This window comes from Pseudoalteromonas sp. APAL1, assembly GCF_021532475.1.
GTDB classification, from domain to species: Bacteria; Pseudomonadota; Gammaproteobacteria; order Enterobacterales; family Alteromonadaceae; genus Pseudoalteromonas; species Pseudoalteromonas lipolytica_C.
This window is the reverse complement of record NZ_JAKGAW010000060.1, coordinates 1-22102: the sequence shown is the minus strand read 5'-3', so window position 1 is coordinate 22102 and position 22102 is coordinate 1. Positions and strand designations below refer to the sequence as shown.

General features: G+C 37.5%; 16 protein-coding genes and 1 pseudogene. 2 read left to right on the top strand and 15 right to left on the bottom strand.

Annotation, left to right across the window (positions count from 1 at the left end):
- Positions 1-641 (top strand): LysR substrate-binding domain-containing protein (locus tag L1264_RS19440; RefSeq protein WP_235404420.1); only part of this gene is annotated, 641 nt, incomplete at its 5' end.
- Positions 642-753: 112 nt separating this feature from the next.
- Here the strand turns inward: L1264_RS19440 and L1264_RS19435 are convergent.
- From L1264_RS19435 to L1264_RS19405, 7 genes are all read right to left on the bottom strand, one after another.
- Positions 754-1188: a hypothetical protein gene (locus L1264_RS19435; RefSeq protein ID WP_055022199.1), complete on the bottom strand. Its 435-nt coding sequence runs from the start codon at positions 1186-1188 to the stop codon at positions 754-756.
- Positions 1189-1191: 3 nt separating this feature from the next.
- The gene (locus L1264_RS19430; RefSeq protein WP_235404418.1) at positions 1192-2580 is read right to left on the bottom strand and encodes a TraB/VirB10 family protein; all 1389 of its coding nucleotides are present in this window, start codon (positions 2578-2580) and stop codon (positions 1192-1194) included.
- A gap of 11 nt (positions 2581-2591) precedes the next feature.
- Complete coding sequence (locus L1264_RS19425; protein ID WP_235404416.1) at positions 2592-3725, bottom strand: TraK domain-containing protein; 1134 nt, start codon at positions 3723-3725, stop codon at positions 2592-2594.
- A complete protein-coding gene (locus L1264_RS19420; protein ID WP_118845377.1) occupies positions 3726-4436 on the bottom strand; it encodes a TraE/TraK family type IV conjugative transfer system protein in 711 nt (236 codons plus the stop codon).
- Between the two features lie 9 nt (positions 4437-4445).
- A complete protein-coding gene (locus L1264_RS19415; protein WP_063528878.1) occupies positions 4446-4742 on the bottom strand; it encodes a type IV conjugative transfer system protein TraL in 297 nt (98 codons plus the stop codon).
- 3 nt (positions 4743-4745) lie between these two features.
- Positions 4746-5111, bottom strand: a complete 366-nt coding sequence (locus L1264_RS19410; RefSeq protein WP_036973921.1) for a hypothetical protein — start codon at positions 5109-5111, stop codon at positions 4746-4748.
- A 252-nt stretch (positions 5112-5363) separates the two neighbouring features.
- Entirely contained in the window at positions 5364-7886 is a 2523-nt protein-coding gene (locus L1264_RS19405) for a putative bifunctional diguanylate cyclase/phosphodiesterase (RefSeq protein ID WP_235404415.1), read from the bottom strand.
- A gap of 327 nt (positions 7887-8213) precedes the next feature.
- Here L1264_RS19405 and L1264_RS19400 point away from each other — a divergent pair, with 327 nt between their 5' ends.
- Positions 8214-10640: a PAS domain-containing hybrid sensor histidine kinase/response regulator gene (locus tag L1264_RS19400; protein WP_235404414.1), complete on the top strand. Its 2427-nt coding sequence runs from the start codon at positions 8214-8216 to the stop codon at positions 10638-10640.
- Between the two features lie 496 nt (positions 10641-11136).
- Here L1264_RS19400 and L1264_RS19395 read toward each other — a convergent pair.
- The 8 genes and pseudogenes from L1264_RS19395 to L1264_RS19360 all read right to left on the bottom strand — a co-directional run bounded on the left by L1264_RS19395 (position 11137) and on the right by L1264_RS19360 (position 21862).
- A pseudogene (locus tag L1264_RS19395) lies at positions 11137-11559 on the bottom strand (class I tRNA ligase family protein).
- A gap of 474 nt (positions 11560-12033) precedes the next feature.
- The gene (locus L1264_RS19390; RefSeq protein WP_235404412.1) at positions 12034-12720 is read right to left on the bottom strand and encodes a DUF4400 domain-containing protein; all 687 of its coding nucleotides are present in this window, start codon (positions 12718-12720) and stop codon (positions 12034-12036) included.
- On the bottom strand, positions 12717-13250 hold the full coding sequence (locus tag L1264_RS19385) for a hypothetical protein (protein ID WP_235404410.1): 534 nt from the start codon (positions 13248-13250) through the stop codon (positions 12717-12719). The genes L1264_RS19390 and L1264_RS19385 overlap by 4 nt, the downstream gene beginning before the upstream one ends.
- Positions 13251-13300: 50 nt before the next feature.
- Positions 13301-15322, bottom strand: a complete 2022-nt coding sequence (locus L1264_RS19380) for a type IV secretion system DNA-binding domain-containing protein (RefSeq protein WP_235404409.1) — start codon at positions 15320-15322, stop codon at positions 13301-13303.
- Positions 15306-17549 carry a MobH family relaxase gene (mobH, locus tag L1264_RS19375; RefSeq protein WP_235404407.1) on the bottom strand — a complete coding sequence of 748 codons (2244 nt, stop codon included), beginning with the start codon at positions 17547-17549 and terminating at the stop codon, positions 15306-15308. Before mobH ends, L1264_RS19380 begins: the two co-directional genes overlap by 17 nt.
- A 42-nt stretch (positions 17550-17591) precedes the next feature.
- Complete coding sequence (locus L1264_RS19370; RefSeq protein WP_175080789.1) at positions 17592-18335, bottom strand: hypothetical protein; 744 nt, start codon at positions 18333-18335, stop codon at positions 17592-17594.
- Positions 18325-18816, bottom strand: coding sequence for a conjugative transfer protein MobI(A/C) (mobI, locus tag L1264_RS19365; RefSeq protein ID WP_235404405.1), 492 nt, complete (start codon positions 18814-18816; stop codon positions 18325-18327). The genes L1264_RS19370 and mobI overlap by 11 nt, the downstream gene beginning before the upstream one ends.
- 2668 nt (positions 18817-21484) lie before the next feature.
- Positions 21485-21862: a hypothetical protein gene (locus L1264_RS19360; protein WP_235404404.1), complete on the bottom strand. Its 378-nt coding sequence runs from the start codon at positions 21860-21862 to the stop codon at positions 21485-21487.
- Positions 21863-22102 lie beyond the last annotated feature (240 nt).

The window sequence follows — 22102 nt, the reverse complement described above, 5'->3', positions numbered from 1 at the left end:
AATCAGGCAATCTTCGTTTGGCTTTATATAGCTCTGTGGCGGTGAACTGGTTGATACCGAAGTTAGAAGATTTTAGAAATCAGCACCCAGAAATAGAAATAACTTTAAATATGGTCGGGGATCAACCGGATTATAATGACCAATTTGCGGATTGTTTTATTTCAGTGAATCCACCGGAACGTAACTTTGTCAATCAATTCATGTTTACTGAAAAACTTTATCCCGTGTGTGGAAAAAAGCTTTGGCAGCAGTTAAGAAATAAGCCTCTACCTGAATCATTATGGCAACATCCGTTATTATCAGTACAATACTCAGATACCAATGAAAGTCTTGGTGACGACTGGTTACGTTGGTGTATGAGTGGTAAATTTGAATTACCTAAAGACGTCAAAATTAATCAATTTAGTCATGTCTTACTTGCCGCTGAAGCGGCTCGATATAATTTGGGAATTACCCTCATTAGTAATTACATGATAGATGATCAGGATCGCCAGCATAGTCTTGTACGCATACCTATGCACGAGCTTATTACCGGAGATAACTTCTATTTTGTCTATAAGGAAACACGAGCTAGGCAACCTGATATTATGAAATTAGGTCGTTGGCTTAAACAGCAGTGTTATGAACTGGAATCAGCTTAGCTATTTAAATCAGAGTTGAAGGTGAATACTAGCTACTTAGAGGTAGCTGTCAGCGTCCGTTTAGATCAAAAAAAACCGCCTACAAAATGATGAGGCGGTTTTTAGTTGGGATCTAATTTGTGTAATTCTTGGCGCTTTTAATTGTTTTATTGAATTCACTAAGGAGTGAGCCATAATCTATTTCAGTTTTAATATTGTACTTTTCACTAAGGTTATTTAGCTCGCTCATAGTAAGCGTAGCAGATGATGAGAAATTAGGCTTTGCAACTACATAACTTTCATCAATAAGCATTACACCTTTGAGCTGATGGAGTTTAATATAACGCTCGATATAAGATGCCAGCTCTGCAGGTGTAGCCCCCTCTGATGTAATGCGCTTTGAAATCTCTTCTGGATTAAACGTTTGAACTTTCGCATAACCTGCAAGTAAATCAGTTATCTCAATCATCGATTTTTCGCTTACTGCTTTTGTGTAAGATACACCGGCGGAAAATGCTAAGGCTGACATAACTAGGCTTATTAGAATCATTTTTATATAGTCATTCATTGTTTAATCACCTAATTTGAGTTTAGTGCCAGATAGCACAGCGAATGTAATTGAACGTCCCGGTGATATCTCAATTACTGGGTGAATCTGTTCTGCTAAAGCGATGTAGTATTCAGCTAGTCTATCCATAGCATCAGCTGAGCCTTGGAACACACCAGCGGAAGCAACGGAGCCTAAGTCTACTGATTCCCATACCGCCCTATCAGCACCAGACGTATTGATTGATGTAGTTCGTTGAGGAGCAACAGCTTCAGAAATGCCACTCATAAATCCAGCTGCCATAGAGCCTGCTAAGAGGTTGCCATTTTTGCTAACAAGTCTGCCGGCTATACCAAGTTTGCCATCAAAGTCAGAAACTGCATTCGCTTGAATCGCGCTTTCAACACTCTTACCGTCATTACGTACACATGTAATTGATTGTGCGCGGATATGCGCTCTTTCGCTTGATAAATCCCCGATAGCTTGGCCAATAACGTGACACTCGCGAATATCTAAAGTGAAATGGTTAGGCAAGATAGCTTCTTTTTTAACTCGGATAACAACCGGCATAGGAGAAGATTTGGCTGCAAGCTGTGTTGGAGCATCCAAACCAGTAAGTAAAACACCAGAGAAGAATGAGCCTGCAGGCAAATAAACAACGCCTTCGTCAGAATCAATTAGTCCACCTTCATTTGGATCGCTTTTCTTTTGGACCTCTTTTTCAGGTTTTAGACTTTGTTGTGTGATCAACAAATCTTTTTGCTGTTTTTCTTCAACAACACCCGAACTCTTAATGCTTCGAACGCTGCGTTGGGTGATAGTTCTAATTACACGGCCTTCAATTTGTGGTTTTGCAGTAACAAGCTGAGTGGGGGTTCTGTCAAAGATCCTCTCATCGTACTGTTGTGGTGCATTAGCTACCGCTTGTTGCCCTTGCTCTGTACCAGAGTATGAAGGATTGTAATTTGAGCGTGAGCCACCATTTGATTGCCTATTTTGTTGGGTATTTGCATATGCTCTATCGCGCACTTCCAGTTGGCGCTCGTAATCTTTCAATTTTAGCGTCAGGTCATCAAGGCTTTGCTGCTGTTGCTGAACCATCTCAAGTACACGCTCTTTTTCTGTATATACCTCACGTTCTTTTCTGCGAATTGAGTCTACAGACTTATCATAGATTTCGTCGAATTCGTTTTTATCGATGTTAGCAATGCTTTCTGAATCAAATAGCCCGCGTACTTTACCCTTTCCATCAAGGCGGTCTTCAGCTTGTCTTGCTGCAATTCTGTCCTGCAGACTGGTTTTATTATCATTAGAAGACATCGACTTATAACCAAAGAACGCAATAGGAATAATCACCAGTATTGCTGCAAACTTTCTAACTTTGGGATTTTCCCATTGTTTTTTAATGCTCATTTCCACCAGCCTTAGTTGATTACACGAGGACGTTTAGAGTTAGTGTTAACAATGCTTTCGCGCAATTTGTCTCGCAGGATATAAACTTCTGTTGCTTCGCCAGGTTGCAGTAGTGATTTGTTGTAAATGGCAACGGCCATAACATCACGTGACTCGCACATTTGTTCACGAATTGTATAGGGGCGTGTAGTTGTATTTTGGACTCTGACTACATCAACAACTTCTCTTGGACCGACAATTCGCTGTAGTACTTGCTGACTAATGGTTAAGCCGCAAGGTTGGTGCATCGCTTTTGATACATCATGAGAAAGTGAAAAACCTTGTGGTATTTCACCTTTACCAACAGGTTTTAGAATTTGCTTAATACGCGTTACTCGTTCTGTTTCAACATTTGCGACGTGGCCTTCAGTTAAAGACGCTTCAGCTAATGCTTCTTGCTCTTTTATTTCCGCTCTGTGATTTGCGCCTTTGTATTGCATCGTTTTTGAAAGATTCACACCGACATTTACAACAACCGGCATCGCTTCCATTGGTACCAATGTAAGGTTAATCATTGACTCTGGAACACCTTCTTCAAACAACATTAAAGCAACAGGCTTAAGTGAGTTTAAAGTGATGTATAAACGGCCATCTTCTAATTCAATGACTGATTCTTCGTCGTGGGTTCTAGCAGCAACCATCTTAAAATTAGTTATGATTGGATTCGTCAAGCCGACAGCTACAGGTACAGCGATATTAGCGCCCGGTTCAAGATTGCTAAGGTTTTGGGTTGGCTTGTATTTTGATTTAACGATATCTAGGAATGAGTACCCATTACCTGAACGAATTGACTGTGCAGTTTGTGGCTGCTGGTACTGGTCAAAATCAGCTTCATTCATCATTCCGTTTGGTTTTACGTTATCGGCAATTTGATTGATTTCATCTTGAGGGGAGACTGTTTTCATTACAGGCTCGCTTCGACTATCTAATTTAATACCGTTTTTTGCCGCTTCGAATATAGCTTGCTTTGTAACCGGAATAGGTTGTTCATTTACTACCTCTGTTGGTAGCTTGAATGTATCGCTTGGATTTTCAGTTGCATCATTAGCGAAGGTGAATGTACTAGACGCACAACCAATGGCTAAAAGTATTGATTTCATTTTCATCTAGTTGCTCTCCTGTTGTTCTTTCACTTTCAGATCTTTTGCAGCTTCTAGCACCCCTATCTCCAGTTCACTGTCATAGTAAGGTTGCGACTCTAAAGTTCCCGGTTCAGCATCGCCACGCGCTTCCATCGCTTGTTTTCGTTTTCTTGGGGTGCCCGGATATTGATCTAAGTGGGTGATTTTAGGTCTTCCATTTCTTGCGGTGATCTTAAATTCGTAGCTCCACTTCGTATCTGCTTTGGGTTCTCCACCAATGAAAGTGATTTTTTGGCCCCAAATGGTGATTAAATCAGTTTCAGGCTCATGAATTAGGTCGTCAGCAATAAAAACTTGTCGTATATCACGCATTTTTATCATTTCAGCTTGCTTATCCAGCATTGGCTCGATTTCAACTTGTAGTTGTGGAGATAACATTTTCATCATTATCTTTTTTACAAAATCGATGTTTTGCGAGTTAATGTTGCCTATTAGAGTAGAAACGCTGTAGGCCCATGCTTGTTGGTAATTCTGGTTAGCTTTATCGCCTTGAATTGTAAGCTCACCAAAGTAATTCTGTTCTGGGATAACAACGACTTCACTGTCTTTGAAAAACAGTGTTAAAGCGCTTAAAGCAACTGTAATCGATAAAAATAGGTTAGCTACTCGGCTTATGTTGTTAGATGCAACCATCGATTTAAAGCTTCGAACTGAAGCGGATTTATCATCAAGCATTTTCTTGCCTTAGCGGTGGTATGTACGTTTAACTGGATCTGCAATTGATTTGCTTTGATTGGTTAAGATGAACCCATAAGACCAAAGCTTGTGTTTAACATAGGCTTTAGGGAATCGGCCTTTAACCTTTTGAGAGATATAAATGTATGTCATGGCTAGGCATACAAGGAAAAAGGTCTGTTTTGTCACCATGCCAATCGCTACCGCGGCCATCAACGGTATTACTTGTTCTTTAGTAAATACAAACAAGATTAATAGCGGTTGGTTGATGTGGGTCTTGCAGCGGTAGCGATTGGGCGTTTCCATGGTTTAAAGCACTCCAACTGAAGCAGTTAGGAAGTACTCAACAGCATCTTGTGCATTTGCAAATAGCAGTGCGATAAGGAATGCACCCACACAAGTAGCATAGTTCTGCTTCATAATGCCTTGGAAAGCAGCAAAGCCAAATGTGAAAATTGAAATGATGATGCCAGGTGCGCCGGTTAACCAGCCAACTACTTCATTGTAAACTCCGTATAGGAAGTCACCAGAAGTTGGGGCCGCAGCCATTACACCTTGTGAAATTAACAGAGCTAAAAAGAATACCATCAGTGCGATGGTCGCTTTTTTAGCTGTAGACATTTTTTTAGTGATAGTTGGTGCTTCAACAATGCTTGATTGGTTGGTTAGTTCCATTTTTAAACCTCTTAAGAGTTAATGTTCAACGTTAAAGTCGAATTAATCTTAAACTCTTAAAAACAGCATAAAGCCGGATTTTTATTTAAATTTGAATAAAAATAGTGGAAATTGATATTTAATTGGCGTGTTTTATTTTTACGTTAGTTGGTCTCACTTCATGAAAGAATGAGAGAAAGCTTAATTTTAAAATTAAGCTATGTGTTTAAGATTACGTGAAATTTGTAATTGTTGAAATAAATGGCTTGTTGCCTATAGTTTTTTTACTTTATGGTTGTGGATGTATTCGATTAATTCTTCCAAAGGTAAGGGCTTTGAATAAAAATATCCTTGGATCCTAATCTCTTTATACTTTCTTAAATAACTAATCAATTCTCTACCTTCGACACCTTCCACTACGACAGCTTTATCTAAATCGATACAGGCATTGATTATTGTATCTAATAGGCGTTGCTCTTTTGAAGGTATCTCTGCGCCAAAGGTGAATTCTCGATCAATTTTAATGATGTTTGATGGCTGGTTCGCAAGAGATGATAAGCTAGAGTAACCAGTCCCAAAGTCATCAATAGCAATGTTAATTCCCTTGTTCATAGCAGCCTGAAGAGTTTGACTTACAAGTGATTTATCCTGAAGAGATGATTCAGTGACCTCTACTGTAAAGTTATTAAATTGAGCAGCGCTATTTGCTATTTGATCAATTAAGTTGTTTAGAAAATCAGGCTTAATAATTTGTTTAGCTGAAAAGTTTACAGCAACTTTGATTCTTTGAAGTGCAGGTGAGCGATTAATATCACTAATTACACGCTGTAAAACTAAATCTCCTATCTGGACTATTTGCTCGGTTGTTTCTGCGATAGGTATGAATTTTGCGGGTGAAATCCATTTATCATTGTGCTCCCAGCGAATTAAGGCTTCAACACCAACAACGCTTTCGTCCTCAAGCTTGTGGATTGGTTGATAAAAAACAGAGAACTGATTGTCTTTAATAGCCCCAAACAAAGCATTCCTTATGTCAACAGCCTCCTTGTATTCATCCTCCATTGCTGCTTGGAATAAAACGGGTTGATTTCCACCCCTTTGAATAGCTTGAGCCAAAGCTATATTAGCTTGATGGAGGTTATGTTTTATGTCTATATCAGCTGGAGTGGTATAACTAACGCAGCCTGCACTAGCTGTAAGATTAATTTTTAAATTATTGACTTCATATGTTCTAGATATTTCATTCAGTAATTGTGTTAAACATTCACTGTTCTTGTCACTCGGTTTTTCAAATAAGTAAATAACAAATGAATCCCCAAAGCCTTTAGATAAAACAAAGTTACCTCGCATGGTTGCTTTGATCCTACAGGCAACTACTCTTAAAATTTCATCGCAAACTTCATGTCCTAAGGAGCTGATAATTGATTCAAATAAATCTATTTTCAAAATAAATACTGAAAATTGCTCAATGCCTTTAAATTCTCGTAATTCATCGCGAAGAGAGTTCAATCTTAATAAGCCAGTGACTTCATCAAATTTAGCTCTTAAAGCGGATTCTCTTGATGCGTCGGCTATTAAAATAACTACAAATAGAAATAAAAACGTAAGCCATAGTGTCAGTTGAGTAATAACAGTATTGAAATGGATTGTTTGATAATTACTGATAAAGCTAAATACCCGGTGTGTGATAAGTTCCTTAATAGTAATCTTATCGGTAATGAAGTGATTATACTTCGCTTTGATATCCAGAAGTTTTTCTTTTGTGCTATTTTCAATGTCGATAGAGAAAAATAACTCTGGAGTTAATTCAATAAAAGTGTCGTATTTACTTAGGTAGTCTAGGTAATTCTTTTCGAATAGTAGATTCATGTCAACTAACATAATGATGTGTCTGACTTTATCCCCATCAAGATTAGTTATGGCATGAAACATTAGTACTGGCGTTTCAGTTTTAAGGGTCAGAGAGTTGGCCGCAAAATTTGTAACTTTTGACTTTTCTAACAACCAACTTTTTATAGTTGGCTTTTCAAGTTTACCCGTGTAGTAAAAATTTTCTGCAAATTCATTTCCGTAAACTAGTTTGAGATTATCATCTAAGACCAAGATCCCTTTTACCATTTCGTAGTCTGTAGTGTAATGGTGTGTGTCCGTTTTAATTAATTTGTTGAACTCAGTTGGATTTAAGTTTTCGGCTCTTGCTATTATTCTGCTTAAAGATTTTTGTTGATCTGTAAGTGTCTTATTTAACATTATTTCTATTAGCTTAACTTTCTCTCTTGCATTCGTTTCTTCTGTTTTAATGAGAGAAAAAGAGCTTTGATACCAAACAACTAACCCTAAAGTAAGTATGAAGAGAGATAGAGTTTGAATGCTTCTAAGTTCATTACTCCTTACGTTAGAAAACTTTAGCTTGATAAACACCCCAGAAGTAATAGCAAACATAAAGACTGGCGCTAGAGATAAAGTGAATGGACTTTTATCGATTGGGCCTAAGGGGATTGCTATATCCATATGCAGCCAAAAAGCAAGCTGAAGAAATGTAAAAACCAGGAAAAAAATTAGAGTTAGTGGTAATAAGGCTTTTAGGGCTTTTTCACTAAGCTTCGCATTTTTTAAGAGATGGAGCATTAAATAACATGTAGCAGATATAAGAGCTGTCATTGGCGTTGTAACATACATCAGCTCATTATTGCTTAAAATAGATTCCGTCAATCCTAGTACAGGCAGAATTAAGAAGAAATTCATAATGGCACTGTAAAACATGCTTGCTGCTGCCTGGGATATTTTCAATCTCATATTTTCAATAACTCATTTTGGTACTTAAGGGTTGTTTTTTATTTTAGTTTCACCCTAAATGATTATAGAGCGCATCGTTGTTGAAGTTAACCTTTTTGTTTTATTTATAGCGCCTTACTTTTAAAAAAAATCAGGAAATACTTAAATATATTTTTTACAAGCCAAGCGTTTTGAGTGTTGCATAATTTTTGCCTAGCATCATACCTGTCTTTGCAGTCGTTCGACTTAATATAGCATGTAGTTACAACTTAACTCTTATGCTTTATACATTTACATCGTACGGCTATACTGTTTTTGAACTTATCAATGAGTACAACAGGAATCAAAGTGGCTTCAAATAGATCTGATTTAGAGGCGGAAAATAAAGCGCTAAAAAAGATGCTCGATCAAATTACCAGTGAGCGTGATAAATATAAGAAGTTATTTGAAGTCTCGGGTGATGCGTTATCTATAATAGATTTGAAGACAGGTAAGTTTATAGAGTGTAATCAAGCGGCTATCGATATGCACGGTGTTGAAAGCTGCCACAATTTTATAAACTTAAGCCCATCAGAGTTATCACCTAAGTTTCAACCCTGCGGTAACTGTTCAGATGAGCTGGCTAACAAGTATATTATGAAGACAATGTCAGATGGACCACAACTATTCCAATGGACCCATGCTAGACTCGATGGCTCTACTTTCCCATGCTTAGTTTCATTAACTGCATTGTCAGTTAGGGATAAACAATTAATTCTAGCAATTGGTCGAGATATCTCTGAGCTGGTAAATACCCAAAATGAGTTACACGAAGCGTCAATCAAGAAAAGCGAGTTTGAGCTAGCTTATCTAGAAGAAAAGCAAAAGTTTGAGAAGTTCGTTAATCTTGCACCTATAGGCATTGCTATAAACTCAATTGAAGACGGTAGTTTTGAATTTGTAAACAAATCATTCAGTGATATCACAGGCTACAGTATCAATGAACTGAATCAAATGGATTATTGGCAACTCACTCCTAAAGAGTATGAAGAGCAAGAGTATTTGCAATTAGATTTGTTAAATGAGACTGGTCGTTATGGGCCTTACCCTAAAGAATACATACATAAATCAGGCGTAACTTATCCTATATTGTTATCAGGCATAAAAATTAGTCATAGCAACGGTGAAGCCTCTATTTGGTCAATTGTGCAAGATATGTCAGCACAAAAAGAAACTGAAGCACAGATACAACTTTCTAAAGAAAAAGCTGAGAGCTTGGCATTGAGGCTTCAACTTGCTAATGACTCCGCAGGGATTGGAGTTTGGGAATGGGATTTAATTTCAGGAGAGTTAGACTGGGATAAGTGGATGTATAGGCTTTATGGAACAACAGAAGCCAGTGTAAAAGAAATAGGTACTAAAGAAACTTGGATAAACAGAGCTCACCCCGACGACATCGAGTGCATTAAGTCAAAGTTAGAGGCTGTGATTGAGGGCGTTGAGGTGTATGAACCAGAATTTAGAGTGGTTCATCCAAATGGTGATATTAGGAATTTAAAAGCTTGTGCAGAAGTGCTAAGAGATAGTTTCGGTAATGCAATTAAAGTCGTTGGTGTTAATTATGATGTTACTGATAAAACCCTTGCCATGCAGATTTTATCAAGCGCTAAGGAAGCAGCTGAAAGTGCCGCAAGAGCTAAAAGCGATTTTTTAGCTAATATGAGTCATGAAATACGAACTCCAATGAATGCAATACTAGGTGGATTACAGCTACTTAAGGATGCTGAGTTACCATCTGATTTAAAGCTAGTGCTCAACAATGCTACTTTTTCAGCCCAGTCTTTATTAACTATAATCAATGACATTTTAGACTATTCAAAGATTGAATCTAATAATGTGATTCTTGAGCAGGAGCAATTTTCATTATCAGAAGTTTTAGATTCCGTAAAGTATGATATGGAAACACTTGTGATTAGTAAGGGAATTGAATTTTTAATCGAAAAGGATGATAGCTTCATTGATTATTGGGTAGGTGACTTGGTTAGGGTAAAACAAGTTCTCTTAAACCTTGTCTCCAATGCCGTTAAATTTACTAATGCCGGAGGCGTAAAAATAAGCGTTAGCAGTCATAGAGAAGGTCAACAGTCCGCATTTCTTGTTAAAGTGATAGATAGCGGCATTGGTATGAATGAAGAAGCTGTTTCCAAAATATTTGAGAGATTTACTCAGGCGGATACTTCTACAACAAGGAAGTATGGGGGGACAGGCCTAGGTATGTCTATCGCTTTAAGTCTGATAAAGATGATGGATGGTAATATTGAAATTACTAGCTCGGAGGGAGTTGGAACGAAGGTTGAAGTTACATTACCATTAAAGCCTGTTGATATGGTAAAGGTACCGAAAACACAAAAGTCACCATCAGCACCCAATTTAGCCGATAAAAAAATATTAATAGCAGAGGATAATCCTATTAATAAAATATTGATAGAGTCGATGCTGAAATCAACAAAGGCTCAATTAACAATAGTAGAAAATGGCCAATTGGCAGTGAATGCGGTTGAAAAAGGTACTTATGACTTAATTTTGATGGATATCCATATGCCTGTCATGGATGGTTCAGAAGCTCAAAGGCTTATCAGCGATCTAAAACCTAGCCTACCTGTAATAGCACTAACCGCAAATGTTATGAAACAAGATGTAGATGGCTATTTAGCTCAAGGCTTCATTTCCCACATCGCCAAGCCTATCGACATTAATGATTTGTATGGTTCGTTGAAGAATATCTTTGATAGTTGACCACTTCCTAGTTAAGAATTGGGAGAGTCTCAATACTTTGAGAACAAGTTAGGCTTTTTCAAACTAACTAAGAAAGGCATAAGATCTGAGAATTCATAAAAAATAATAAAATAAGTTTAACTTATTGATTTGCGTTGATAAAATTATAAATTCAAGCTTCGTGTAACTAAAGCGCTTTGCAAGGTAACATGAGTAATTTCTAGTAAATAACAATAATAGTCTTTTCGCTTAATTAAACAAATCTCCTCCACCTATTAAGAGTAAGTTTGTAGCAACTGCTACTACCTAAAACCAATACATTAAGACAATTTGTAGACATCTTATAAGTCATAATCGCCATATAGGTTTGATAGTGTCTGTAAATGAAACCAATTTTTCTGTATATAATGGAGGGGATTGTTGATGGTTGTTCTTCAACATCAATTACTAGTCGTTTGTGTACTGGACAGGTATTGTTATTGATCAGCTCACGTTCTGGATAATATTGTTCACATGCTTAGCAGTAGTTACCTGAATAGTGCCCTAGATATATATCATTTTGTTTTTGTAGAGTTTTCCATAAATCCTGAATATGCGCTTTGTGATCTTCAGATGTTGTACGTATAAAAACATCAGGCTTTATCCATAACTGTGGCCACAATATTTGAAAAGACTCCGAGGTCTCATCTACAAATTCTTGTATGGGTTGTTGTCGAGATAGAGCTGTGTTCGCGATTATCTACTCATGTTCATCAGTCCCTGTTATTAGTTTACTTTCAACTCCCAACAACAAAGAGAATCGGTTAAATATATCAGCGATAATTCCTGAATATGCATGCCCTAAATGTGGTTCCCCATTGGCATAAAAAATAGGGGGCGTTATAAAAGGTTTCTTGCTTGATACTGAGGAAAGAGTGTTAATTAATTGATTTAAGCTCATAATATAATCTCTTTAGATACCATCACAGTGGTCGAAAGGAGATCTTAATATCTGCTTAGTAACATCACCTTTCCAACAATATGTTCTGGAATGGTGATGCAGTGAATGAATAATTTAGAATACGCAACCCATCCCTCCCAGCATTCGCTGAGAAGGCATGTTCATCATGAAATTTTTTATAGAAAAATGAGTCATTGATTGTACTTTTTAGTGTTCACTTGCCCAAATTATCAGACTTTTTTTAACAGGCAACAGTTTCTTAGGCAAAATCATATATATGAGGGGTTATAGCTCCAACAAGAAACTTCTGCGTTATAGTTGTGTTGCTTTGGTATCTGTTAAACAGCTGTTGAAGTTTCGCTTTAATCAGCGAGGGCGATGAAAAACTTCGCTGCTTAGAATACACCAGTAACACTAACTAAGCTGTTACATGCTCCGTTATATACAGGCTCCTTTAGAGTCCCACCCTTAGTTCTAAATATGCTTTTGCAGTGTTGCTATGTATCTAGATGTTAGGAATGATGCAAATAATAAAGCAATAAAAGGTATGTATGCCCCAGCTGTGGGGTAAAAGTTGGGTAGGGCGAAATAGACAATAATACCTACTAAAATACCTTTGATTAGTTTCTTAATAACTAACATACGAGTCTTAGTTTTGTTACCGAATGTATAAGCCCTAATTCTCCAGCTATAAACACCAATAACTAGTTGAGCAAGTGCGAAAGGCACTAAAATATAAAGCCAAATCATTAAAAGGTTTGCTCTGTGTAAGATTTGGTATGTAAGCGTTTGTATGTTGTTTGTGACTCTTTTCACTAAAGGCAAAAGCTTTGCTGTTAGCCTGGCTAAAGGGTTTTTATCGTCTGTATCTCGATTTACCTTATCCAAGAAATACTGCTTAAATCCTGATCTCACAATGATTGTGTTGTAGTGCCTATACGATGCATCTGTAAGGTTAAGCCAATTTTTTTCACCGATGGCCTTGTAGCTCGCTTTAACTTCATTTTCTAGCATTCTGTTAAAGCTGGTGGGGTTTAAAGCAAGAACCTGTGCTGCCAACGCAAATAGAATAAAGGTGAATAACTTTGAGTATTCTTTTTTTCTATTTTGCTCTCCAGACTTATCCTTATACAGGTCTTCGCTGTCATTCTCATAAATCATGAAGAAAACGCCTCCTTAAATGTAAGAGTTTTACTTTCATCGAAATTAGGAATGCCGAAATAGAACAGGTGTGAACGCTTTACAATCTTGCTCATTAGAAAGTGCTGTATCATCAATAATGATTCTTGATTTAACTCTTTTTCAATCAAGTTTGGTTTAGCGCGTATTGCTGAGTTCTTGTGCGTGATGAGGAACTGGCCGATTGTCTCTAAGAGTGGGTCCCATACAGCAATACACGAGCCTGAACCCCCTGTGTAGACCATAACATCAAGTACGGCTGTAAGTTCACTTGTAACCGTGAAGAGAAAGGCCTTAAAAAACTCTGCTCGGCTCAGATGTGAATTATGTACAAGAGAGTGCTGACCAGCTTTGTTAATGATGTGATTAAATAGATCGACATCTTGTTGTGGATGCTTCAATTCATCCCCAATAAAATCTAACAAATATCGAAGTGTTTCTTCCACAGCAGGTGCTTTCTTGTAGATGACCGAGTATATGTGCTTGTTATCTTCTGAAAGTGAATCATTCACATTGCTTTTTTTGTAGCATCTACTTTGGATTTTATATACTTTTTCTCTGCTCATCGTTGTATTACCGGTACTTTAGCTTTGATTGTTCTGCCGTCAGCAAGTCGTGCTACATATTGTAAAATAGGTAGCGAACCAAGTAGGCTTTCGTTAAATGCTTTGTCGTTTTGTTGTGTAAGCCTCTCAGCGTATGAAGAACCAAAGTCAGTCATGTCGTTTGTGTTCCCTGAACTTTGACCTAAAGTGATTTGTTGGCTGGTTATTGGCACTTCACCAAATTGGCTGGAAGCATATTCTTGAGTTGATGTGTCGTTTGCTCTCATAGAGAAGAAGTTGTTGCACAGACCTAATACACGGTTTGCAGTAGCTGGGTCTGTTTTAGCTTCAATATCAGCTTTAGTTTGGGTTGCAATAAACATTTGCATAAATGCTGCACGACCTTGGGCTAATAAATTCAAAAGAGCATCATTCCCAGCAATTGCTGCATGTACTTCATCCACAAACACCGCTACTCGACGGCCTCTCCCTTCTGAGAAGTTGTATCGTGAACCTGCTACAGCAGCAATGTCAGCTAAAACAAGTTTGCTCAAATAACCAGCTGTCTTTGTGTCGCTGAGAGAATCAAGCGCCATGTAAAGTAGTCCTCCATTTTCAACGATATCTGAAGTGTCTACATAACGACTGTCTTTCTCTCTTATTTTCCCTGATTTCTTTGATACACCTTCAATGTGATTTGATGTGTAATCTATACTTTCACTTTCAGCTGTATCGTATCTAGTATCCTCATCACGCGCATCTAAGCTTTCTGCTATCGCCTCTTCTGGTGATATAAGCTCATCCATAGGTGTAGATGTAAGGACGCTAAAAATAGGAAGTAAATTAGCTGTCATCTTTTGCATGTGCTCGGCGTTGTGCGTAAGCAACTGAATTATGCCATCCACTTCTGGTGATTGATGTTGTTGAGATATAACTTGTTGATAGTAATTTAGCATTTGCTCTAAACGAGTTTTCCCGAAAGAGCTCATTTTGGCGCTAAGTTGAGTCTCCCAATCTTCCCCTAAGCATTTAGCGTAGTGTCTTTCAAGGCACTTTTGAGTTAAGGCGGTTTTGCCTGTTGTCACATAACGAGCAATCGATTTGATTTGTGGTTGTATGCCCGCATAAAGCATCGCGTTAACTGTTGAGTTTATGACGTTCCAGTTGAATCGAATAAAGCTATCTTCTTTACCCGACTCAACCATAATGGATGCGATACGTTCAGCTATCTCAGTCGGTCTATTCCAGTTTTTAATCGGATCTATTGTGCAAGATGTAGATGGTTTAGAAGGGTGAAAGTAGTGGAAGTGCTCGCCCTTACCAAAATGCTCCATTTCCAATTGTAAAGCTTTGCGCCACGATGAATCGTTTTTTGGGTCTAATACAATGACGGTATAGCCTTTGTGGATCATCGCGAGGCTAAGCAAAATGAACATTGTTGTTTTACCGGTACCAACATTGCCCATAATCATAGAGTGGCCAAAGAACGTTTCAGCATCTACGTATTGCCTTTCGGCATCCCCGACACCATCAATCCATGGCTTACCGCCAAGCTTTAACGTTTCTTTACGCCATTTTTTAACGAATGGTTTAAGAAATAGTGGAAGCTTCACTTCTTGTTTGTCAGAGTATAATCCTTGTATTTGATATGAACGATTTGCATGCTCCACGCCCCATTCAAATCCATTTCCAATGAATATCTTGTTATTTCCCTTCTTTTTGTTGTTTGGATTTAGGATATTCTCTTTAGCCATGTGCTCTTGACGTATTGCTTTTATATCCTCGAATTCAATCTTGTTGAAGAAGATTTTGCACTGGCGTTTGACTAGTGGAATTGCCTTTAAAGTATAGTGTCCACATTGAGCGGTGAGTATTGTAGTGATTCCAAAACCCACCATACCGATATGGCCTTCACTCTCAATAACGCTTGAAGTAAAGGTTACAACACCAGCGGCTAAAGAGGCGTAAGCCTTATTTAGTTCATATACAGGGCGGTATAAATTTTCGTGGAATAATGGGTTACTACGTTCCTGCGTCATGTTTCACCTTAATATGTATGTCATTCTTATCTTGTACGATTGAACTCGATAAGATATTTGTTTCGCTGGCTTTGCTGTTTGTGACGGCATTAACAAGAGTTTTCTTATCTCTTATAGGGGCAATTAAAAAGCCGTCTCTTAACTCAACTTTTTCGTGAATAATGTTTCCAAATAATAATTCAGCAGTCTTAGGGGTTAAGCCAATAGCAAGCAGAGATTCAATATCTAACTTTGCTTTCTGAGATGTATTATCAGCCGCGGTTACATCTGAACTATCCTGATTTTCATTTGATTTCGGCTTTTTTTCAGCTTTTTGGTTTTGACTTGATTCAAGCGACTTCGCTTTAACGTATTTACGCTTATTGATGATGAAGTAACGAATTAATGCTGGTGGCTTTCTTTCGATAAGCCCCGCTTTTTCAAGTTCGTTTTCTAGATTGTCGTCAAGGTTGTCTTTCCATTTATCATCAACAAGGTAGTAGTTTTGACCATCGATTAAAATCGGCTCTAAGGTCTTTATGAACTCAATGGCTTTGGTCGTTGAAGTCACCTTAATACCACTCTTAGGTTTTGGGGCTGCTTTTTTAAGTGTTGTTTCGTTAATTTGCTTTTCCGGTACCTTTGCGCTTTGTTGGTTGGTTGGAGCAAACAGCTCACCATTAGTGTTCTTTGGTTTTTCCTTTTTAGGTTTATCTTTGTTTGGGCTATCCTTTTGAGCTGCTTTTGCTTTTTCAAATGGGTTGTTAGGCTTAATGGGCTCTTCTGCAGTAGCTTCTCCTTTGGCTTTGCGAGTATTAGGCTTACTGTTTTTTTGCGGACTTTTTATTGCCGAATGCTCAACTTTCATTTCAAGAGAATCACTATTAGCTTTTAAGTGAGCCGCAGCCTCATGAGCAATAACATTTTCTTCGCTTATGTATCGGTAACCCTCACTTGAGTAGATGACTGCGTTTAGCCCCATGTCGAGTTTTAATAGGCCGTAACGGTTTGGTGGAATAACTTCACCTTTAAGCAAAAATAAAGGCCACTCCAGACGAATAACGCCAATACCGCCCTTAAGATTTTTACTGATGAGTAAATCAATACCCTCAGACAGGTTAGTAACAGTTTCAAAAAAGAGCGCGTAATCAGTTTTTTCTTGCTTACGAAGAATGCCCCTATCCATCATCTTTTCACGCAAAAGACTTGGGTTGTTAGGAACGGTTGGATCTGATTGATGCATTTCCTTTGCTAACTCATTGAAGCATTCAGGCCACCGAAGGTATATCTCGTTATCAATAGCAATAGCTTTACCTTCTGTTAGCCATACTTTGGCTTTATCTTGCATTAGCTTGAGGATTTTCTCGTGTAACGCTGACTTCCTTGCGCCAAGGTCGTTGTCCCAAGTTGTTTGAATGTCTTTGGCAGTTGAAACATAGTCAGCTGAGCGAACCGCTCTTTGTAAGTAGCCATCTATACCTTGATAGTTTGCAAGGGTGGTGCTTATGTCTTCAAGTAAGTTGCCAGGGCATGTGCCTATGTACCTCTTTGCATCAGGAGTGAGGATTTGTTGAAATATGGGTTGTGGAGAAACTTCATGCCCCTTATGGATTCTGTCTTTTCTCCATCTAATGCCAACTTTTGTTATTTTGTTTTTTTCTTTCCAGCTAACAAGGTCTTCTATAATTGGAATCCAGATATTATTTGGATTGCTTTTATCGTAAATATCCATATCAGTTTGCATCTTCCCTGCATCGTGCACTAAGCCGCAAAGCCATGCGGCGTACTGATATCTTTTTGTTCTTTGTCTCTCGATGTCTAGAGGGAATTCTTGAGGGAGGAATTGAGACTTTGCTTGCCTTAATGCCAAATCAGCTACTTGTAAACTATGTTCAATTAAGCCGAACTCTTTAGCATGGTGATAACCCTCAGAAGCAGGAAGATTGCCACAATATCTAGCGTAGTTTTTAATCGTATCTATAAATAGACCCTGAAAGGTTAGGTTCTCTTTTTCCCAATCATGGCAATTTCCAAAACAGTAGCGAGTTTGAGCAATTAAATATTTATTATCATCAATGATCTGATTAACTAACTCTGGGCTATTCGAACTATCAAGATCTACATTGCACTTCTTTGCGTCATCTCTCATCAAGCGAGCGGCATTTTCACTTTGAACGATTAGATACTTTTTCTGAACTTTAAAAAAAAGCTTAATTAAAATAGTAAAAGGAATAAGTAAAAGCTTCATATTTCTCTCTGGAAAAATTAGGCGGTTTCCCGCCTAGTCATTTTAAGCTGCGTTAACTTTTGAGTTGCTTGGCTGTTCGGTTTCGTTCTTAGAGTCTGCAGAAGGGCTATCCAATGAAGTGGATTTTGAGTCAGTCTTTTTTTCTGTGTTTTTAATTGAAGCTTTGGCTTTAATTTCTTCATTTTGTTTTAAAATAAGGCTGTCATCTACATATAACTCTAGGCCACCTCGAATTAACGAAATTAGTTGAGTGGATTTAAATCGACCACCACTTCTGTCTTTACCAGGTGATGTAGCGTTGCTAATTTTTGCTACTAATTTTCGTAATAGACCAATCGCTCTATTGCTGTTTTCATGACGACCTAAATCTGTAACAAAACCGGTTAACCAAAGATTTTCTAATTCTGCGATTTCATTATCTAAAGTTTGAATTAAATTTAGTAACTTCCAAGTGACTGGATAGCAAACTGGTACGCTTGATTCATAAGAGCTTGGTGTCATAACTTCTGGTGATTCTTCTAAACCGGCATTTTCCATAAATGCTTCTTTTTGTTTTTGTATACTTTCGATTTCTTGGTTAAACCAATCAGCAAGCTCTGACTCCCAAGCGCTTACTTTCGAATAGAGCTCATTTTCTGTAGTGGTTAACATTAATAATGAACCAATGCGTTCATAAATATTTAATGTTCGGTCACCTTCGTTTTTCCAAAAATTATGGATGGTGTGTGATTTGAACTGGATATTAGTAACAAATGTTTTATGGATTAGTTGGTCATTATTGATCATGATTTTCTTCCTCAGCTGGAGCGGTAAATAGTGTTTTAGAAAGTTTGCAGATCTGCTTTTTCAAACTAACTCTGGATGAATGCAAAACTTCAAGTGACTCCCTTAATGGAGCAAGTTGCATTTCAGTTTCCCAATTAATTTTTGCGTGGCCATCCTCGCAATTTTTACTCAGTTGTTTTTCGGTATATCCTTTTTTTGTTGGTGGAATTTCTTTCCCCCAATGCCTATTAATTTTTTTGATAGGTGAGTACTCATGAGAAACCCAAGTGATGTAAAATTTTTCAGAGTTTTTCCGCTGCCTAACTTTTACTTGTAATGTCGATTTTTTAAAATCGCCAGACTCACCATGAATTTGATCTAAAAGAACTCTCCTTTTTTTGTGTTGATCACAAATATCTTGCGCACTTTCTACAATTGGTTTTTCAGCATCCTCGATAGCCTGTAAAACTAATTTCAGCACTTGTATTTCTGTAGACAGCATCTTTAACCCCGAACTTTAATTGAGACTTAATTATGCTTTGCAAAAAGATGGCTAAAGCCGAATTTTCAAACGTATATTCAAAAAAATTAGCCAAAGCACGTTTTTAAGTGTGGAGAACAGGAAGTTGAAGTGAATTACACCTCAGGGGTGTAACTGGGAAATAAATCTAGAGCAATAAAAAGGCTTGCTCTATTTAGACGCAAATAAAAGTTTTCTGCGTCGCGAAACTGCCAAGAAACCCTGTGAAGGGAGATTGTTTTTTGCATCATATATACGCAAAAACTTGTCATTGTATGACATTGGTCAAATTAACTATTTTCTGCATCATAACTACGCAGAAAACCCGTATTTATGAATTGGAGAGCTATAGCGGCAGGTTTAACATCTAGTCAAACCGACTGTAAATGCTAAATGCTTGCATCATAATTTATGCAACAGAATAACTGTGAACTTTAAGTCACCTTGTTTTAAACGGCTCTAAAGAAGATAGTTCAGGAAGGAAATATCATTTACGGTTACTGCAATAAATTGAAATTTTGCATCATATATGTAGCAAACGATCTTATATTACTTGAAATCTAAAAGTTGAGAGCTTAGATGCTTACATCATCAATCTACTCTACGTCTCTTTTGTGTGTTGATTTATTTACTTAGAAAAACCCAGCCTTAGCTAACAGAGGGATTACTCAAAATTTTTTGAGCATGTGGCTATAGGCAGCGTTGGTGTCATGATTAGCAATTTTAGATTTTATAGAATGTGAAGGGTCATACCTAAAAACTAGAACTTGAATAACCCTCTTTTAAAGTAAAGTGCTCACAATCCGTATAGTGGATAGTGATAGCCAGTAAAAGATAACAATCACTTTCCGCAAAGCGGTTAAATTGTTCGCTATATGTTTAACTCATCCTTCATATGCATTATTATGAGTTGTAAGTACTCTGAAGCTTCAGATAAGCTCATTTAAAGTCCGCCATATGAACCATAGTAAACTTAAGCTTATTCCTCTTAAAGGATGTCGTTGCTGTTTGGTTAATTCCGCATTATGGAAAAACAGTTTCCAGTATTCTTCCGTATAATGAACTGGTACTTTGTCTGGTGGTATTTTCAGAACAATAGCTCAATAAGTAATATTGTTAGTTTTGACTAATGAATATCACTCGGTGGCAAGTCCGTATTATGGAACCTGCAAGGGGTTGTCTTCTTCCGCAATACGGATATTCATTATTGATACTTTTCCATTTATTTGGATCAGCAATTTAGTAGATAGGTTAGCAAGTGGTTTATGAATTGAACGGAGCTTACTCCGCAAAACGGACGTACATACTAACCAGAATACTGCTTTTGCTTTCAAGCTCAAAATGAAATTAAGGCAACACATCTAACAAGTCTAAAGAATAAAACAAATGTGATTGCACTCCACACTACGGACAGTTGATTAGCATTAGTATTCCGTTTGGCGGATTAAATTTGATGTATTCAGCTTCCGTATTTTGGAAGGATTCAACTGATTACAAATTATGATATTCCATCGGCAACAATGAATTTGGAAAAATATCATCTTTAACCACCAGCTTAATGAAGTCCATTAAATGGATTTCGTCACACGAATTTACACTTCGTATAACGGACTCACGATGCAACCGCATACGTTCGAAGAATGAACAACATATAGTCCGTATAAAGGAACTTCTTAGCTTTGAATGTTTGCTCTTGGGTGTAGTTTCTTTGCCCGACTTATGAATTAAGCTTATAGCTAAAAGTTCAAAAGTATTTACCAGTAGGTGGATTAGATGACTTGTTAAAGCATTCCGGTATTAGGATTCAATTGATTTGGTTACAGGCCAAATACCGGAATGAGTGATTGAATATGTAAAATGAAATGGGGCATCTAATTTAAACGCCTTAGTTGGTGGTTTTTAGGTATTTTGAAAATTTGAAACAGAATACCTGAATTATCATAGGTTATTTGGTATCCGTAATATGGCATCTGATCCCCCCTAGACAGCTCCGCTTTGCGAACTTGACCTATTTAGACATCTATCCGCAACCCGAACCATTCTAGGTGGGAGCGGCTTGCTTGAATTGTGAGGTATTTGTTTTTAAATTACATATTAAGTCCTCTGGCGTGATCACATTTACAGGGTAATTGCTTTCTAACTTCTTAAGGTTTTCATGATAAAAGATAGATGTTCGACCAGCACTACTGGCTCTGTCATAAGTACAGAAGTAATCAATACCATAACTATAACTGTAGGAGAGGAATAAGTTTCATGACTAAACAGTCAAACAACCCTGCTGGAACTGTTGATGATTAAACATGACCAAAAATAAAGAAATACATACTAAAAGCTACTCTCAAGTCTAAATCGAGCTACGACTGAATATTAAAGTATCGTACTCGTTGTAACTCACTTCTGGACAGAAATGAGTTGCCTCTTAGGTCGCTACCGTTTCAAAAACGTAAGCTGGTTTATCGAATTTGAACGGCGGCTGTCCGGAGATAAGCAGCCGATTATACGACTCAAGTTTTTGCATGTTTGGTAGGTTGGGTAAGCCAGAAGCACACCCGACGTTTTGATAGGTTAAATCAATTGTTGGACTTAATTCGTTCGAACCAATCTACATGGGCTAACTACGAAAGTAATAGATTCTTCTCGCTAATCATTGTTAAATTAAGTCTCTATTTTTCTTTTCATTTTTTAAATTTATAGCTAAAGGAGATAAGCCAGATGTTTGATATTTATAGGATACATAATTTGCGATTCTACTTTCATGTGTAGACATTATAATTTGATAATCCTTAAACTCTTCCCTCAACAATTGAATAAATGATGCCATATTTATGTCATCCATACTTTGAATTGGGTCATCAATTAATAACGTTTTTAACCCTGTAGGAAACACTTTATTCATCGCCAGCATAAAAGCAATAATTACCCCAGCTAGTTGGCCTGAACTCATTGTACTCCAAGCGTCATGTTCAGATACGATACTTGAACAAAAACGATAATAACCATTATTGCTCAAGTTATCAGGTGCTTCCAAAATAACACCACTCGCCGGCATCCCTGATTCAAGTCTTGTTTGTAAGATTTTACTGCTAATATTGTAAAAAGGTATTTGAATTTTTTTGGCTATCTCTTTTTCATATCGAGTAAGGCGTTGTTTCCTAAAAGTTTGAACTATCTTGCCAGCCTGTGATCAGATCATCTATATCCTACTAGCCCGTGCAACAACAATGAGCAAAATCACAAACTGGTCTCACTATAATCAAGCCCTCGTTAA